This is a genomic window from Acidimicrobiales bacterium (assembly GCA_016716005.1).
Taxonomy (GTDB): domain Bacteria; phylum Actinomycetota; class Acidimicrobiia; order Acidimicrobiales; family JADJXE01; genus JADJXE01.
Genome location: JADJXE010000001.1, coordinates 3462923 through 3478939 on the forward strand (window position 1 = coordinate 3462923; position 16017 = coordinate 3478939).

General features: G+C 74.3%; 15 protein-coding genes and 1 pseudogene. 10 read left to right on the forward strand and 6 right to left on the reverse strand.

Going from position 1 to position 16017, the window contains the following annotated elements; translation table 11 throughout:
- The first annotated feature begins 2 nt into the window (after window positions 1–2).
- The 5 genes from IPM45_16815 to IPM45_16835 are packed head-to-tail and all read left to right on the forward strand — an operon-like array spanning window position 3 to window position 6274.
- Entirely contained in the window at window positions 3–1034 is a 1032-nt protein-coding gene (locus tag IPM45_16815) for a 6-phosphofructokinase (GenBank protein ID MBK9181190.1), read from the forward strand.
- A gap of 44 nt (window positions 1035–1078) precedes the next feature.
- Window positions 1079–2419 (forward strand): Trk system potassium transporter TrkA, encoded by a 1341-nt coding sequence (gene trkA, locus IPM45_16820; protein MBK9181191.1) that lies wholly within the window; start codon window positions 1079–1081, stop codon window positions 2417–2419.
- Window positions 2416–3906 (forward strand): TrkH family potassium uptake protein, encoded by a 1491-nt coding sequence (locus tag IPM45_16825; protein MBK9181192.1) that lies wholly within the window; start codon window positions 2416–2418, stop codon window positions 3904–3906. The genes trkA and IPM45_16825 overlap by 4 nt, the downstream gene beginning before the upstream one ends.
- The gene (locus IPM45_16830; protein MBK9181193.1) at window positions 3903–5414 is read left to right on the forward strand and encodes a TrkH family potassium uptake protein; all 1512 of its coding nucleotides are present in this window, start codon (window positions 3903–3905) and stop codon (window positions 5412–5414) included. Before IPM45_16825 ends, IPM45_16830 begins: the two co-directional genes overlap by 4 nt.
- Window positions 5415–5458: 44 nt before the next feature.
- Window positions 5459–6274 (forward strand): SDR family NAD(P)-dependent oxidoreductase, encoded by an 816-nt coding sequence (locus IPM45_16835; GenBank protein ID MBK9181194.1) that lies wholly within the window; start codon window positions 5459–5461, stop codon window positions 6272–6274.
- Window positions 6275–6287: 13 nt separating this feature from the next.
- On the opposite strand, the gene IPM45_16840 is transcribed toward IPM45_16835, so the two are convergent.
- From IPM45_16840 to IPM45_16860, 5 genes are read right to left on the reverse strand one after another with little or no spacing between them, the layout of a single operon-like run.
- A complete protein-coding gene (locus IPM45_16840) occupies window positions 6288–6902 on the reverse strand; it encodes a GerMN domain-containing protein (GenBank protein ID MBK9181195.1) in 615 nt (204 codons plus the stop codon).
- Window positions 6899–8314 (reverse strand): HAMP domain-containing histidine kinase, encoded by a 1416-nt coding sequence (locus IPM45_16845; GenBank protein ID MBK9181196.1) that lies wholly within the window; start codon window positions 8312–8314, stop codon window positions 6899–6901. The genes IPM45_16840 and IPM45_16845 overlap by 4 nt, the downstream gene beginning before the upstream one ends.
- A 6-nt stretch (window positions 8315–8320) precedes the next feature.
- Complete coding sequence (locus IPM45_16850; GenBank protein ID MBK9181197.1) at window positions 8321–9007, reverse strand: response regulator transcription factor; 687 nt, start codon at window positions 9005–9007, stop codon at window positions 8321–8323.
- Between the two features lie 57 nt (window positions 9008–9064).
- On the reverse strand, window positions 9065–9904 hold the full coding sequence (locus tag IPM45_16855; protein ID MBK9181198.1) for an inositol monophosphatase: 840 nt from the start codon (window positions 9902–9904) through the stop codon (window positions 9065–9067).
- Entirely contained in the window at window positions 9897–10181 is a 285-nt protein-coding gene (locus tag IPM45_16860) for a hypothetical protein (GenBank protein ID MBK9181199.1), read from the reverse strand. Before IPM45_16860 ends, IPM45_16855 begins: the two co-directional genes overlap by 8 nt.
- A gap of 124 nt (window positions 10182–10305) precedes the next feature.
- Between IPM45_16860 and IPM45_16865 the strand changes: the two genes are divergently transcribed.
- The 3 genes from IPM45_16865 (at window position 10306) to IPM45_16875 (ending at window position 12902) form a co-directional block, all read left to right on the forward strand.
- Window positions 10306–11037, forward strand: coding sequence for a polyprenol monophosphomannose synthase (locus IPM45_16865; GenBank protein MBK9181200.1), 732 nt, complete (start codon window positions 10306–10308; stop codon window positions 11035–11037).
- A gap of 123 nt (window positions 11038–11160) precedes the next feature.
- Window positions 11161–11646 carry an NUDIX hydrolase gene (locus IPM45_16870; GenBank protein MBK9181201.1) on the forward strand — a complete coding sequence of 162 codons (486 nt, stop codon included), beginning with the start codon at window positions 11161–11163 and terminating at the stop codon, window positions 11644–11646.
- 38 nt (window positions 11647–11684) lie between these two features.
- Window positions 11685–12902 carry a DNA polymerase IV gene (locus tag IPM45_16875; GenBank protein ID MBK9181202.1) on the forward strand — a complete coding sequence of 406 codons (1218 nt, stop codon included), beginning with the start codon at window positions 11685–11687 and terminating at the stop codon, window positions 12900–12902.
- Between the two features lie 21 nt (window positions 12903–12923).
- On the opposite strand, the pseudogene IPM45_16880 reads toward IPM45_16875, so the two are convergent.
- A pseudogene (locus IPM45_16880) lies at window positions 12924–14138 on the reverse strand (IS110 family transposase).
- Window positions 14139–14394: 256 nt separating this feature from the next.
- On the opposite strand from IPM45_16880, the gene IPM45_16885 reads away from it, so the two are divergent.
- Together IPM45_16885 and IPM45_16890 are read left to right on the forward strand one after the other, a co-directional pair.
- Entirely contained in the window at window positions 14395–15474 is a 1080-nt protein-coding gene (locus IPM45_16885; GenBank protein ID MBK9181203.1) for an alpha/beta hydrolase, read from the forward strand.
- Window positions 15475–15610: 136 nt separating this feature from the next.
- A complete protein-coding gene (locus tag IPM45_16890; GenBank protein ID MBK9181204.1) occupies window positions 15611–15985 on the forward strand; it encodes a DUF3040 domain-containing protein in 375 nt (124 codons plus the stop codon).
- Window positions 15986–16017 lie beyond the last annotated feature (32 nt).

Consider the following 16017-nt stretch of genomic DNA (forward strand, 5'->3'; position numbering starts at 1 on the left):
CCATGCGGGTCGGCATGCTCACGGGTGGCGGCGACTGCCCCGGTCTCAACGCCGTGATCCGAGCGATCGTCCGCAAGGGCGTGGGCGAGTACGGCGACGAGCTGGTCGGGTTCCTCGACGGGTGGAGGGGGCTGATCGAGAACCGTGCCGAGCCCCTCACCGTGGAGCGCATGCGCGGCACGCTCCCGCGGGGCGGCACCATCATCGGGACGTCGCGCACCAACCCGTACAAGGTCGACGGCGGGGTCGAGGCCTGCCGGGCAACCCTGGCGGCCCAGGGCGTCGATGCGCTGATCGCCATCGGTGGGGAGGACACGCTGGGGGTGGCCAACAAGCTGCACGCCGAGGGCGTGCAGGTGGTCGGGGTCCCCAAGACCATCGACAACGACCTGTCGGCCACCGAGGTCACGTTCGGCTTCCACACGGCGGTGCAGATCGCAACCGACGCCATCGATCGGCTGCACACCACGGCGGAGTCGCACGATCGCGTGATGGTCGTCGAGGTGATGGGCCGCCACGCCGGCTGGATCGCCACCTACGCCGGCATCGCCGGTGGCGCCACCGAGATCCTCATCCCCGAGGAGGAGTTCGACATCGAGGTGGTGTGCGAGAAGATCCGTCAGCGGCACGCGGCCGGCCGCTACGCCTCGATCGTGGTCGTGGCCGAGGGCGCGCAGCCCAAGGCCGGCACCCTCGTGACCCAGTCGGGTGAGCTCGACGCCTTCGGCCACGTCCGCCTGGGTGGTATCGCCAACGCGATCGCCCAGGAGATCGAGGGCCGCACCGGCTTCGAGACCCGGGTGACGATCCTCGGCCACATCCAGCGGGGTGGCACCCCCACCGCCTACGACCGCGTGCTGTCGACCCGCTTCGGCATCGGCGCCATCGACGCCGTGCACGACGGGGCCTTCGGGCAGATGGTGGCCCTCCGGTGCGACGAGATCGTGCGCGTCCCGCTGTCCGAGGCGGTCGGCACGCTCAAGACCGTCGATCCGCACCTGTACCACGGGGTCGCCGAGGTCTTCTTCGGGTGAGCGTCGGCGCCGCCCTGGGCAGCGGCCGCCGGTAGCCTCCCCCCGTGCGCGTCGTGGTCGTCGGGGCCGGCGAGGTCGGCTCGTTCGTCGCCGAGCGCCTGAGCCGTGAAGGCCACGACGTTGCGGTGGTCGAGCGCGACCGGGGCCGTCTGCGCCAGCTGGAGGACACGCTCGACGTCCTCGCCGTGGCCGGCGAGGGGACGAGCCCCGCGGCGTTGCAGCGGGCCGGGTTGGCCAGGGCCGACCTGCTGGTGGCCGTCACGAGCAGCGACGACACCAACCTGGTGGCGTGCCTGCTCGCCGCGCAGGCGGGGGTGGCCCGCCGCGTCGCTCGGATCGAGTCGGCCGAGCTCCGCGGCCCCCAGGCCCGGCGCCTGCACGAGGCGGTCGGCGCCGATCTCGTGCTCGACCCCGACCTCGAGGCCGCAGAGGAGATCCTCGACCTGCTCGAGCTGCCGGGCGCGACCGACGTCGCCGATCTGGCCGGGGGCGAGGTGCTCGTCGTCGGGGCGCGGCTGGCGGCCGGCGCCCCCGTCGTCGGGCGCACCCTCTCCGAGCTCGCGGCCGAGCGCGAGCCCGAGTGGGACCTGCTGTTCGGTGCCGTCGGCCGCGAGGGCCGGACGATCATCCCGAGGGGCGATCTCCGCCTCGAAGCCGGTGACCTCGTGCGGGTGCTGTGCACCCGCCGGGCCCGGGCCGACCTCGCCCGTCTGCTCGGGCTCCAGCGGTCGGCGGCGCGACGGGTGATGGTGCTGGGCGGGGGCCGCACCGGCGAGCACCTGGCCCGGCGACTCGAGCAGCGGGGCGCCTCGGTCGTGGTCGTGGAGCACGACGCAGCCCGGGCCGAGGAGCTGGCCGAGCGGCTGCCCCGCACCCTGGTGTTGCAGGGGGACGTCACCGACGCCGACCTCCTCGCCGAGGAGCAGGTGGAGCAGGCCGACGCCGTGGTGGCCCTCACCGGCGAGGACGACGCCAACGTGCTCGCCTGCCTGTACGCCCGCTCGGTCGGCGTCCCGGAGACGGTGGCGATGGTGCACCGCCTCACCTTCCTCCCGCTCCTGGCTCAGGCCGGCATCCACGCGCTCACGTCGCGCACGGCGTTCGCCAACGCGGTGCTCCGGTCCGTGCGGGGGGACGTCGCCGCGGTGGCGACCTTCCTCGAGGGGGAGGCCGAGGTCCTCGAGCTCGAGGTGCGGCAGGGCAGCGCGGCCGACGGGGCGGCCATCGCGGGGCTCGGGTTGCCCGGCGACGTGCTCATCGGTGCGGTGGTGCGCGACGGGAAGGCGCGGATCGGCCGCGGACGGACGGTGCTCCGAGCCCGGGACCACGTCGTGGTGTTCGCCCGGGTGGAGGCCGTCCCCGCCGTGCGCCGGGCCTTCGAGTGACCCGGGCGGCCGCGCCGGCCCGGTGGGCCGCCGGCGCGGCGCTGGTCGCGGCCGGCGCCGGCTCTGCGCTGGGCGCGGTGGCGGACCGGGTGACGGGTGGCCCGCACGCCTCGGCCCTGGGCCTCTCGGCCCTGGGGCTGGCGCTCCCCGGCCTGGCGCTGCTCGCGCGGTCGCGGCTGCCGGACCGGGCGGGGCTCTCGAGCGTGCTCACCGCGGTGCTGGCCGGCTGGGTGGTGCTGGCCCTGGCCGCAGCCGTGCCCTACCTGGCCACCGGAACCTTCGACCGCCCGTCGGACGCGGTGTTCGAGGCGGTCTCGGGTGTGACCACCACCGGGATGACGGTGCTCCGGGCCCCGGAGCAGGCATCCAGGGGGGTGCTGCTGTGGCGGGCCGCCACCCAGTGGATCGGTGGCCTCGCGGTGCTCGTGCTCGTCGGTGCGGTCCTGCCGAGCCTGGGTGCGGGTGGTGCCAACCCGGCCGGGGCCGGCGGTGTCCACGGCGGGCGGAACCTGTCGGGCCGGGTGCGGGCCACGGTGCGGCGGCTCGGGCCGGTGTACGTGGGCTTCACGGCGGTGGTGGCCGCCGCGTACCTCGTCGCCGGCATGGGTGCGTTCGACGCGGTGGCCCATGCCCTCACCACCGCGTCCACCGGCGGGTTCTCCACGCACCGGCTGTCGATCGCGGCGTTCGGCTCCGCCGCCGTCGAGTGGGTCGCGTGCGCCGCCATGGTCCTCGCCGGCCTCAGCCTGCCGTTCATCTGGCGAGCGCTCACGGGGCGACCGGGGCGGCTGGTCGGGTCGGTCGAGGTGCGGTGGTACCTGGGTGGCCTGCTCGCCTTCGGCGTGGTCGCGGCGGTGTGGAACTCGTCGTCCGGTGGGCTCAGCCACGAGGAGATCCGCCACTCGCTGTTCACGGTGGCGTCGGCCGGGTCGACCACCGGCTACTGGGTGACGGGCATCGGCGGCTGGCTGTCGCCGGCCCAGGCGCTGCTGCTGCTCGCCATGGCGATCGGACCGTGCTCCGGCTCGCTCGGTGGCGGGCTGAAGGTGGAGCGCGTGCTCGCGCTGTCGAGCTGGGTCCGCCGCGACCTGCTCGTGCAGCGGCACCCGAGCGCCGTGCGGCCCGTGCGGGTCGGGCGGGAGCCGGTGGCCGAGGAGGCCGCCCGGCGCATGGTGGGCTACTTCACGGTCACCTTCCTGCTCGCCATGGCGGCCATGGTGTTCGTGGCCACGCTGGGAGCCGACCTGCTCACGGCGGTGTCAGCGGTGGTGAGCGCGCTGGCCAACGTGGGGCCGGCGCTGGGTCGGCTGGCGCCTCCTCAGACGGCCGCCGATCTGGGCCCGGGTGCCCGGGCCGTGCTCGCGGTGGTGATGCTGGTGGGGCGCCTCGAGGTGTTCCCGGTGCTCGTCGGGCTGGGGGCCGCGCTGCACGGCGCGCGGGTGGCGGGACACCGGGTGCGGGCGCGGGCCCGGGGGATGGGCCGGTGACGGCGGCGCCGCCGGCGACCGCCCCCTCGCGCCGCCTGGCGAGCGCGTCCCTGCACCTGTCGGGCGTGGCGCTGCTGTTCGTGGCCGCCGGCGTCGTGGTGTCGGCGGGGGTGGCCGCGATCGACGGCGGCCCCGACACCCCCGGCCTGCTCTGGGCGGCCGCCGTGATCGGCGCGGCCGGTGCCCTGCTCCGTCGGTTCACGGTGGTGCCACCCCGGGTGTCCCGCACCGGCTCGTTCGTGGCGGTCACCGTCGCCTGGCTGGTGGTCTGCGGCGCCGGGGCCCTGCCCTACCTGCTCGTCGGCACGTTCACGCGAATCGACGACGCCCTGTTCGAGTCGGTCTCCGGGTTCACCACCACCGGTGCCTCGGTCCTGCCGGCCGTCGAGGGGAACCCGGCCGGGGTCCTCTTCTGGCGACAGATGACCCACTGGCTGGGCGGCATGGGGATGATCGTGCTCGCCGTCGCCGTGCTCCCGTTCCTCGGGGTGGGTGGTCTCGAGCTGATCGCGGCCGAGGCGCCCGGGCCGTCCACCGACCGGCTGGCCCCCCGGATCAACCAGACGGCCCGGCGGCTGTGGGGCATCTACGTGGCGCTCACCGGTGTGGGGGTGCTGCTCCTGCTGGCGGCCGGCCTCAGCCTCTACGACGCCGTCGGCCACAGCTTCGCCACCATCGCGACGGGTGGCTTCTCCACGTACAACCTGGGCGCCCGCCACTTCGACTCGGTCGGCGTCGACATGGTGCTGGTCTTCGGCATGCTGGCGGGAGGGACGAGCTTCACCCTCCACTGGCGCGCCCTCCGGAGCGGGCCGAGGGCCTACCTGGCCGACGGCGAGTTCCGCGTGTTCGTGGGGATCCTCGCCGTCGCGGGCGCCGCCGTGGTCTGGCTGCTGATGGCCGATGGCGCGGCCGCGGGCACCGCGGCGCGAAACGGGCTCTTCAACGTGGTGTCCATCATGACCACGACCGGCTTCACCCACACCGACTTCACCGTGTGGGTGGCCGCGGCCCAGCTGGTGCTGCTGCTGCTCATGCTCGTCGGCGGGATGACGGGCTCCACGTCGGGCGGCATGAAGGTGCTGCGGGTCGACGTCATCGGCCGGTTCGCGGTGCGGGAGGTCCGCCGGGTGCGCCACCCGCGCGCCGTGATCCCGCTGCGGGTGGGGTCCTCGCCCGTGCCCGAGGCGACCGCGTACCGGGTGGTCGGGTTCGTGCTCCTCTACCTCGCGGTGGGGCTGATCGCGATCGTGCTGGTGGCGGCCACGGGGGCGTCGCTGCTCGACGCGGCCGGGGGAGTCGCGTCCACCATGGGGAGCATCGGCCCCGGCCTGGGGCCCGCAGGGCCGCTCGGCAACTTCCTTGTGTTCGACCCACCGGCGCGCTGGCTCCTCACGGTGCTGATGCTCCTCGGCCGCCTGGAGATCGTCCCGCTGCTGCTCACGGTGGGCGCGCTGGCCCGCCTCGCCGACGGCTCCCGTGTGCGGCGCTGGCGCCGGTCGCGCTGAGCGTCGGACGAGCCGGGGGCGGCGCTGCTCGCTACCGTTGGCGCATGGCCGACACCGTGCTCACCACCGGCGCCAACAGCGGTCTCGGGCTCGCCATCGTGCTGGAGCTGGCCCGGCGGGGCTACCGCTCCGTCGGCTCCGTCCGCTCGGACGCCAAGGCCGCCGTGGTCCACGAGGCAGCGACGGCCGCCGGCGTGGAGGTCGAGACGGTGCTGCTCGACGTGACCGACGAGGCCGCCTGCGCGCGCGTGCTCGCCGACCTCGACCTGTACGGGCTGGTCAACAACGCGGGGTTCGGCCAGACGGGGGCAGTCGAGGACGTCGACGACGCCGAGGTCCGCGAGATCCTCGAGACGATGGTCGTGGCACCGATGCGGCTGGCCCGTCTGGCCCTGCCGGCCATGCGGGCCGCCGGCCGTGGCCGGATCGTGAACGTGTCATCGGTGTACGGCCGGACGACCACGCCGCTCACCGGCTGGTACCAGGGCGCCAAGCACGCGCTGGAGGCGGTGTCGGACGCACTTCGCGTGGAGGTGGCGGGCGCAGGCGTGCGGGTGATCCTGGTCCAGCCGGGTGCGTTCCGGACGGCGATCTTCGACGACGTCGGCCGCGACGCCGAGAAGCGCGCCGGGTCGCGGTTCGACACCGCCTACAAGCGCACCCAGCAGCTGGTCCGGCTGGCCGGCCCGCTCATGGGCGAGCCCCAGCAGGTGGCCAGGGTGGTGGCGGGAGCGCTGTCGTCGCCGTTCCCACGGGCCCGGTACCTGGTCGGGTTCGACGCCCCCTTCATCGCCGCCGCAGGTGCGCTCACCCCGACACCGCTGAAGGATCTCGTCACCCGCTTCACGCTCGGGCTGTAGGGGGTTCGGCGCGTCAGCTGCGCGGTGCCAGCGAGGGGTACGAGCGCCGGGTCAGCGGCTCGGCCGACAGGCTGCCATCGTCCACCGGCACCTGCACCGGCTCGCCCTCGATCTCGAACAGCACCGCTTCGACGCCGTCGGCCGACGTGGACGTGAACACCAGCTGCGCCATGGCGATCTTCTGTTCGGCGCCCTGGACGGTGAGCAGGTCCTCGGAGAGGTCGAGGGTGAGCACGCCGTCGGCCAGCTCGGTGTCGAGCAGCAGGGTGCCGGCCGGGATCGCAGTGCGAAGCCCGGCGGTGGCCTCGGCGTCGGTCACGCCGGCCAGCAGGGCGTCGACGCGGTCGCCGGCGCGCACCGGCACGGCCACCTCCCGCGGGCTCGGTGCCAGACGGTCGGTGCCCACGAGGTAGACGTCGATCAGGCGGCTCGTCGGGCCGGGCTCGGTGGTCGGCGGGGTGGTGTTGCTCGGGGCGAGCAGGTCGAAGGGGACGTCGTCGGGGTTGACGTCACGGGGCAGCCGGTCGGACGACACGCCGCAGGCGGCGACGGTGGCGACGGCGGCGACGACGAGCAGCAGGGCAGCCAGCCGGTGCCGGTGCCGGTGCCGGTGCCGGTGCCGGGTCATCCGACCATCTCGATCGTTCGGACCGCGAGCGGGAGCTCCACCACGAAGTGCGCGCCGGGGCGCCCGTCGGGCCGGTCGTCCACCCACACCTGGCCCCCGAGGAGCCGGACGTGCTCGCGCACCAGGGCGAGCCCCAGGCCGACCCCCTCGCCGCTGCCGCGGCGGCCGGCGCCGCCGCCGCGGGCGAAGCGCTCGAAGATGAGCTGGCGCTCGTCGATCGCGACGCCCGGACCGGCATCGTCGACGGCGATCTGCACCCGATCCTCCACCACCCGCACCGAGACCCGTTCCACGCCGGCCCCGTGCATCCGGGCGTTGTCGAGCAGGTTGGCGAGCACCCGGACGAGGCGCCGCTTGTCCGCCAGCACGATCGCGTCGGCCGCGGCCGGCTCCACGTCGACCGGCACCTCCGGGTCGCCGCCCATGCCGGCGGCGTGCAGCACCAGGTCGACCAGGCGCACCTCCTCCAGGTCGAGGCGCACCGCGCCGGCGTCGAAGCGCGAGATCTCGAGGAGGTCCTCCACCAGGTTCTGGAACCGGGCGACGTCGGCGACGAGCAGGTCGAGGGCCGTAGCCGCCCGCTCGGGCATCTCGTCGCGCCGAGACTGGAGCACCTCGATGGACGCCGAGAGGGTCATCAGGGGCGAGCGCAGCTCGTGGCTGACGTCGGACGCGAAGCGGCTGTCGCGCTCGATGCGGGACTGGAGAGCCTGTGCCATCTCGTTGAAGGACGACACCAGTCCCCGCAGGTCGGGGTCGTCGACCGGGTCCAGCCGCGTGTCGAGGGCGCCCCCCGCGATGGCCTCCGACGCCTTGGCGGCGTCACGCAGCGGGCGGAGGGCGGCTCTCGCGGCCCAGGCCCCGAGCGCCGCGCCGGCCAGGGTGGTGACCGCAGCGGCCCCCAGCAGCGACACGCCGATCGCCCGCAGAGTGCTCTCGACCTCGGCCAGGGACACGATCTCGTAGTACGCGGCGCCGGCGGCGGGGATGGGGACCCCGACGGCCAGCACGGGCTCGCCGTCGAGCTCGTAGCGCATCCGGGCCGGGCTCCCGTCGGTGACCCGTTCGCGCAGTGCCTCGGGCAGGGCGTCCCGCCCGTACTCGAGGGTCGAGGCGTACCAACGGTCGTCGAGCTCGAGGACGGGGCGGGAGCCGGCGCTGATCTGCAGCGAGTCGAGGAGGCGGGGCACGTCGGGGTCGGAGGTGCGGAGCGCGTCCCGCAGCAGGCGGGCGTTCACGTACGTCCGGTCGAGGGCGGTGCGCTCACGCTGGCGGACGAGGCTCTCGCGGACGATGGCGTACGTGGTGCCGGCGAGCACCAGCGAGAGCAGCAGGGCACCCAGCGCGAAGGCGAGGGTGATCCTGGCCCGCAGCCCGAGGCGCGCCAGCCGCCAGCGAGAGGAAGCGGCCACCCGGGCTCAGGGCTGGAGGCGGTAGCCGAGGCCGCGGACCGTGACGACGTGGCGCGGGTTGGCGGGGTCGGCCTCGACCTTGGTGCGGAGGCGCCGCACGTGCACGTCGACCAGCCGGCCGTCACCCCGGAGGTAGTCGTAGCCCCACACCCGCTCGAGCAGCGCCTCGCGGCTGAAGACGCGGCCGGGGTTGTTCCCCAGCTCGCAGAGGAGCCGGAACTCGGTCTTGGTGAGGTGCACCTCGCGCTCGCCCCGGCGGACGACGCCCTCGTCGGGGCGGATCTCGAGGTCGCCGAACCGCAGGACGTGGGCGGGCCCGGGAGCGGCGGGCCGAGCCCGGCGGAGCAGGGCCCGGATCCGGGCGGAGAGCTCCTTCGGGGCGAAGGGCTTGGTGAGGTAGTCGTCGGCGCCCGCCTCCAGGCCGGCCACGACGTCGTGGGTGTCGGCCCGGGCCGTGACCATCACGATGGGCACGTCGCTCGACCGACGGATCGACCGGCACACCTCGAAGCCGTCGATGCCGGGGAGCATGAGGTCGATGAGCACGACGTCGGCCGGATCCTCGGCGAACGAGGTCAGGGCGTCCTCGCCGCTCCCCGCCTCGGCCACGACCCACCCCTCGTCCTCGAGGGCCATGCGCAGCGCCGTGCGGATCCGCTCGTCGTCTTCCACCGTGAGGATGCGCGTACCCATGGCCCGCCCATGGTGCACCATCCCGACCCCACCGCGCGGCATGCGGGGGCCGGTTCGTCAGGCGTGGGCCGCTCCGGCGGCGGTCAGGAGGGCCTGCAGGGGGTCGAACAGCCCGGGGCGGGCGGCGAGGACGAAGGCCGACGACGCCGGCCCGCCGGCCAGGTCGCCGGTGCGGGCGCCGGCCTCCTCGGCGATCAGGACGCCGGCCGCGTGGTCCCAGGCCTGGAGGCCCTTCTCGTAGTAGGCGTCCACCCGGCCGCAGGCGACCCAGCACAGATCGACGGAGGCCGCGCCGCCGCGGCGGATGTCGCGCACCGCCGGCAGCACCCGCGTGAGCACCTCCGCCTGGCGAGCCCGGCGGTCGGCCGCGTAGGAGAACCCGGTGGCGACCAGCGCGGTCGCCAGCTCCGGTCCGGGGCCGAGGGAGAGCCGGTGATCGTTTCGCCACGAACCCCGCCCGCGCGCCGCGGTGAACACGTCGCCGTGGAGCGGGTCGTGCACCACGCCGACGACCGTGCGACCGCTCACCTGCGCCGCGAGGGAGACGCTGAACCCCGGCAGCCCGTACACGTAGTTCGTGGTCCCGTCGATCGGGTCGACGAGCCAGCGCACCCCCGACGAGCCGCCCCGGTCGGCGCCCTCCTCGCCCACCACGGTGTCGTCCGGTCGAGCGTCGAGCAGGCCGTCGACCACCAGGCGCTCGGCGGCCCGGTCCATCTCGGTCACCAGGTCGGTGGCGGTCGACTTGGTCGACACGTCGCGGCGGTCGTGCCCGAGGCCGTCGACCAGGAGGCGGGCCGCCCTCGCCGCCAGCGAGACCGCGAGCGCCAGCAGCTCCTCGAGGTCGGCGCCCGCGGGTTGGGGCTCGCCGGTTGCGGTGGAGGTCGGCTCAGCCATCGGCGCCGGGCCGGTCGGGCAGCTGGATGGCGCGCCACTCGCCCATGGCCCGGAGCACGAGCACGGCGATCACGGCGACCCCAGCGGCCGCGAGCACCGCCCCCAGAAGGCCGCCGATGGCGGCCGGCACCGCGGAGTCGCCGCTCACCTGGAGGTCGACGAAGGCGTAGCCGATGAGCCCGCCGGCGAGCCCGCCCACGCAGATGGCCGCGAAGGCCAGCACGCGGGCGCCGGTGGAGGGGAGCGCGGAGGGGGCCTGGCGAGGCGCGTCGGGCACCCCTCCAGCGTACGTGGGCCGCACCGCAGACCGAACCGCGGCGCACGAGGGGCGTGCGCGCTGGTCGCTCGTCGGCGTCACGGGATGGCCGGGGGCCGTGCCCGCCGACCGTAGGCTGCGGCCGATGCGGACGCTGGTGGTGCTCCCCACCTTCGACGAGGCGGAGAACATCGCCGACGTCCTGCGCCTGCTGCGCGCCGTGGCGCCCGCGGCCGAGATCCTGGTGGTCGACGACAACAGCCCCGACGGCACCGCCGACGTCGCCGAGCGGGTCGGTCGGGAGCTGGGCGGCATCCGGGTGCTCCGGAGGCCCGCGAAGGCGGGGCTGGGGTCGGCGTACCGTGCCGGCTTCCGCACGGGCCTGTCCGAGGGGTTCGAGCTGCTGGTGGAGATGGACTCCGACCTCTCCCACGACCCGGCTGCCCTCCCGACGCTGCTCGCGGCGGTGGCCGACGGCGCGGACCTGGCCGTCGGCTCGCGCTACGTGTCCGGTGGGTCGATCCCCGACTGGAGCCTGCACCGGCGGCTGCTCTCCCGATGGGGCAACCGCTACGCGGCCGCGGTCCTCGGCATCCACGTGCACGACGCCACCGCCGGGTACCGCGCCTACCGGGCCGACGTGCTGAGCCGGATCGATCTCGACACCGTGCGGGCCGAGGGCTACGGCTTCCAGATCGAGATGGCGTACCGAGTCGCCCGGCTCGGTGGTCGGATCGACGAGGTGCCGATCTCGTTCACCGACCGCGTGCGGGGCACCTCCAAGATGTCCGGGCGGATCATCCTGGAGGCGGTCGTGCTGGTCACCTGGTGGGCGCTGCGCGACCGCGTGTTCGGTCGCTTCCGCCGTCGGCGCTAGCCGACGCTCGGCACCGGCAGGGGCGAAGACCCGGATCACGAGCCCGGTCGACCAGGCCCGGCCGCCGTCGTGCCCAGCGGTCGTCGCCACCGGCGCCGGGCCGTCGGATGCGACAATGCCGGGATGCGGCACTGGCTGGTGGCGGGGGGCATCGTGGAGGGGCCCGACGGGCTGCTCCTCGTGAAGAACCTCCGTCGCGACGGCTCGTTCGACTGGTCGACGCCCGGGGGGGTCATCGAGGAGGGCGAGTCGCTCGTGGACGGCCTCACGCGCGAGGTGGCCGAGGAGACCGGGATCGTCGTGAGCGACTGGCACGGCCCGGTGTACGAGGTGCAGGTGACGGCCACCGGCCTCGGCTGGCACCTCCGGGTCGAGGTCTACCGGGCGCTGGCGTACTCGGGCGACCTGTCCCCGGCCGACCCCGACGGCATCGTGGTCGATGCCCGCTTCGTGCCGCCGGCGCTGCTCGACGACCACGTCGCGGCGTGCCCGCAGTGGGTGCGGGAGCCGCTCGTCGAGTGGCTCGCCGGACCCCCCGAGCAACCGCCCCGCTTCGGCTACCTGCTGGCCGGGAGCGACCGTTCATCGTTCGTCGTCACCCGGACCTGACCGTCGTGGCCGGGCCACGCACCCTCCTCCACGTCGACATGGACGCCTTCTACGTCGCCGTCGAGCTGCGACGGCGACCCGAGCTGCGGGGCCGTCCGGTCGTGGTCGGGGGGAGCGGCCCCCGCGGCGTGGTCGCGGCGGCGTCGTACGAGGCGAGGGCTGCGGGTGTGTTCTCGGCGATGCCGGGCTTCCGGGCCAGGCGGCTCTGCCCGACCGCCGTGTTCCTGCCCGGCGATCACCGCCTGTACGCCGAGGTGAGCGGCCAGGTCCACGGGATCTTCCGGTCGTTCACGCCCCTGGTCGAGGGCATCGCGCTCGACGAGGCGTTCCTCGACGTCACCGGTGCCCGCCGCCTGCTCGGCGACGGGCCGACGATCGCGGCCGCGCTGCGGGCCCGGGTGACCCAGGAGCTGGGTCTCACCTGCTCGGTCGGCGTGGCCACCTCCAAGCTGCTGGCCAAGCTCGCATCCGAGGCGGCCAAGCCCCGCCCCTCGCCCCGGGGGCCCCTCCCGGGCAAGGGCGTCGTGGTGGTGGCGCCGGGGGAGGAGCGGGCCTTCCTCCACCCCCTCCCGGTGGAGGCCGTGTGGGGTGTGGGCCCGGCCACCCTCGCCCGCCTGCGCCGGCTGGGCGTGCGCACCGTGGGCGACCTGGCCTCGCTGCCCGAGTCAGCGGTGGTGGCCTCGCTGGGAGAGGCGGCGGGTCACCACCTGTGGAGCCTGGCCCAGGCCGACGACCCCCGCCCCGTGGTGCCCGACCGACCCCCGAAGTCGGTGGGCCACGAGGAGACCTTCGCCCGCGACGTGTTCGGCGTGGACGCGCTCGGCCGGGAGGTGGTGCGGCTCGCCGACGCGGTGGCCGGCCGGCTGCGGGCCCACGGCCTGGCCGGTCGCACCGTGACGGTGAAGGTGCGCTTCGGCGACTTCCGAACCATCACCCGCTCGGCCACGCTCGCCGAACCGCTCACCACCGGGCCCGAGCTGGCCCGCTCGGCCAGGGCCCTGCTCGAGCGCGTCGACCTCTCGCCGGGGGTGCGCCTGCTCGGGGTGAGCGTGAGCGGGCTCACCGACGCCCCGGCCCGACAGCTCGTGCTCGGGGGCGACGGCGCCGAGCAGTGGGTCGACGCCAGCCGTGCCGTCGACCGGATCCGGGGACGGTTCGGACCCGACGCGATCCGGCCGGCAACGCTCGCCCACCCCGTGGCGCAGTCGCGTCCCGGCGAGCGCCCATGGGGCCCCGAGGGTCCCGCCGGGCCCTAGACACCCCACGGCTGGAAGGGGTCAAGCGGCGACGGGGAGGTGGTGGCCCCAGGCGAGGTGCTCCTCGTAGAGCTCGTTGCGTTCGAGGCAGGTGTGGAGGATGCCGACCCAGCGGTTGGCGAGCTGGCGGAGCGCTTGGCGGTGCGTCTTGTTCCGGGCTCTGAGCTGGTCGTGGTAGCGGCGGGCCCCAGGTGAGTGGGTGAGGAGCAGAAGGCCCACTGGTCGAGCGCGTCGGCCAAGCGGCGGGGTCGGGCGTGGCGTGCCAGCACGACGTGGGATCGGCCGGACGCCTTGGTGATGGGTGCGCTGCCGGCGAAGTTCTTGCGACACTTGGCGGTGGCGAAACGGGTTCGGTCATCACCGAACTCGCCCAGCACCCGGGCGCCGAGAACCGTCCTCAGTCCTGGCAGGGATCGGACGATCTTGGCGTCCGGGTGCTCGTCGAACCCCTCGCCGAGGGCCTCCTCCAGCGCGGCGATCTCCCGGGTCTGCGACACGATCACGGCCACCGTGGAGCGGGCCACGACGCCGTAGGCGGCGCTGAGCCGGCCGGGAGCAGCGAGCTGCTCGGACCGCAACGCCGCCTGGATCTCGGCGGCTCGAGCGTCGACGTTGCGTTGCCGGCCGCCGCGGCGCAACGCCGACGCGATCTTGGACCGGGACAGCAGGCGGCCCTGCTCGGGTGTCGGGGGCGATGGCGAGCACCGACGTGGCGTCGCTGCTGGCCAGGTCGGTGCCGAACGCGATCAGCGCAGCCGGGTAGTACTCCCGCAACGCCGACCGGAGGCTGTTCAGATGACGTTGCCGGGACCAGATCGCCGACTGGTGGGCCCGGGCCACCACCTTCACCGCTTCCACCAGCTCAGAGTCACCGGCAATGCGGCGATGGTCGTGCCGGTCGGTGCGGACCAGATCGGCCAGCACCTTGGCGTCGCCCCGGTCCGACTCAGCACCCGACACCCCGTGGCGTTCCCGATAGCGGGCTGACGCCATCGGGTTCACCGCGTAGACCTCGTAGCCCACCGTGACCAGCGCCCCGACCAGCAGGCCACGGTCCAGTTCGATCCCGACCGCTACGTCACTGGGGTCCTCGGCGTGTTCAGCCAGCAGCGCGTGCAGCTCCGCGACACCGGCGACACCGTCGCTCACCCGGCGGCGGCCCAGCACAGCGCCCTGGTCGTCGAGCACGCAGACGTCGTGATGGGCCTCGGCCCAGTCGACGCCAACGAAGATCATCGGACCCCTCCTCTGCTCGATGGGTTGTTGAGCCTCGAGGAGTTCCGCAGCGACCTAATGGATCAGTGCTCAACGGCACGCCACCCCACAAGCTGTCGACCTCCTCACCGACCAGCAGGGGCACGATCTAGAACTAGAGCTCAAGGCTCGGGCCGAAACAGTGCTGCCCTGCTGGCGGCTCGGTGACCAGCCTGCCCGAAGGCCGAACCGATCGGACCCCATTAGGCCGAACGCGCCCCGCGATACGGTCCAGGCCATGGTGATGGCAGACCGACCCGAGGTGGAGACGGCCTCGGCGCCGATCGCGGCCCTCGACCTGCTCGGGCTCGGTCAGCAGATCCTGGGCGCGCTGGCCCGCGTGCCGTTCCGCCGGCCTTGGGCGGGGCCGTCGACGCTGCCCGCGAACATGGGCGCCGCCGTCACCCGCGAGGTGCTGCGGACGTTCATGGGCTACGCGTCGTCGCTGCGCATCGAGGAGTTCCGGTCGGTCGAGCTCGTGCTCGACGAGCTGTGCCGGGTGGTGATGCCGCCGGTGGTGGCCTTGAAGGACGTCGCGACGTTCTCCGGCACGGTGGGCGGCGTGCCCGGCATCTGGTACCGGCCCAAGCAGGGCGAGGCGGTCGGCACCATCCTGTACCTCCACGGCGGCGGCTACATCGGCACGTCGCCGAACATGTACGCGTTCTTCTCGGCCGCGCTGGCGCGAGAGACCGAGTGCGAGATCTTCGTGGCCGACTACCGGCTCGCCCCGGAGTTCCCGTTCCCGGCACCGCTCGACGACGCCGTGGCCGTGCTCACCGCCCTCGAGCGGGAGGGCCGGGACCCGGCCAGCCTCTTCGTGGCCGGCGACTCCGGCGGTGGTGGGCTGGCCAGCTCGCTCGTGCTCACCACCGAGTACAACCACCTGCCCACGCCGGCCGGGGTGATCCTGTTCTCGCCCGAGGTCGACCTCCGGCTGGACGAGCCCTCGGTGACCGAGAACGCCAGGTACGACATCCTGCCGTGGAACATCCCCACCTCGTCGTACCTGCACGGCCAGGACGCCAGCAGCCAGTTCGTGTCGCCGGTCGACGCCGAGGACCTGTCGCGGTACCCGCCGACCCTCGTGGCGTTCGGCGACGAGGAGATGTTCCGCGACCCGATCCGGCGCTTCGTCGAGCGGCTCGACGCAGCCGGGGTGCCGACCGTGGACCTCGAGGAGCCCGGCATGTTCCACGTGTTCCCCATCCTGATGCCGTGGTCCGACGCTGCCCGCCGGGTCCACCGGGCGGTGCGCACCTTCGTCCACGAACGTGTCCGCGAGGCCGGGCGGGCCCCGGGCGATGACGTCGGCTGACGGCCGGCGGCTCTCGCGCCAGGCCGACCACGTCGCCCTGACTCCCGCCGGGGGTGACCGCACGCGTTGTTGAGCCGCGGACCGTGTGCGAAGATGGCGTGTGGGGAGGTTCCCACACGGGCGCAAGGGGTACGGCGTGCCGCTTTCTGAAGACGAGCAGCGCATCCTCCAGCAGATCGAGCAGCAGTTCTACGAGAGCGACCCCGAGTTCGCCCGCGAGGTCAGCTCGACCACGCTGTACCGGCACGCGTTCCGCAACCTGAAGTGGGCGACCCTCGGGTTCGTCGGGGGCGTGGTCGTGCTGATCGCGACGCTGTCGGTCTCGGTGCTGCTCGCCTTCGGTGGGTTCCTGATCATGCTGGCCTGCGCCTTCGTGTTCGAGCGCAACGCCCGCAAGATGGGTCGGGCCGGGCTGCAGCAGGTCACCCAGTCACCCAAGGCCAGCGGCCTGCGGGACGCCTTCGGTAGCGCCGGCAAGCGCATGCGCGACCGCTTCCGCCGCGACGAGTAGCGGCCCCGGCCGGCCTCCCGTCACGCTCGTCG